Source organism: Neptunitalea chrysea, from assembly GCF_027924145.1.
In the GTDB taxonomy this organism is placed as follows: Bacteria; Bacteroidota; Bacteroidia; order Flavobacteriales; family Flavobacteriaceae; genus Neptunitalea; species Neptunitalea chrysea.
This window is the reverse complement of sequence record NZ_BRVP01000082.1, coordinates 1-393: the sequence shown is the minus strand read 5'-3', so window position 1 is coordinate 393 and position 393 is coordinate 1. Positions and strand designations below refer to the sequence as shown.

The 393-nt window shown below is 30.3% G+C and carries 1 protein-coding gene; it reads left to right on the top strand.

Annotation, left to right across the window (positions count from 1 at the left end):
- Positions 1-272 (top strand): hypothetical protein (locus NBRC110019_RS16800; RefSeq protein ID WP_281756622.1); only part of this gene is annotated, 272 nt, incomplete at its 5' end.
- Positions 273-393: the final 121 nt, after the last annotated feature.

Here is a 393-nt window from a genome sequence, read left to right as displayed (position 1 = left end):
GAACTTTTAAAAATTTCACTTATGAAAAAAAGCTTTCAACAGCTTTTATGTTTTTGTCTGTGTTTGCATTTGCATTTGCAAACACCGATGTAGAGTCTACGGAAATTACTAAGAATTTTGATAGAGAAAAAGATTGTGTGTATGAGGCAATTTTATATGCAAATGCACAATGGAATTCTGGTGCAATTTCAACCGTAGCAGAATATGATGCAGCTTATTATGGTTACTATTATGGTTGTGCTGATCCTATTGTGGTTGTGATTCAAGATTAAGTATATGCCTAATAGTTACACGTAATTAGATTGTAATTACGTCCAATTTTAATTTTAAATACCTATGAGATTATTTAATCTAGTTTTATTTTTAGTTTGTTGTTTGAGTTATGGCCAAAGC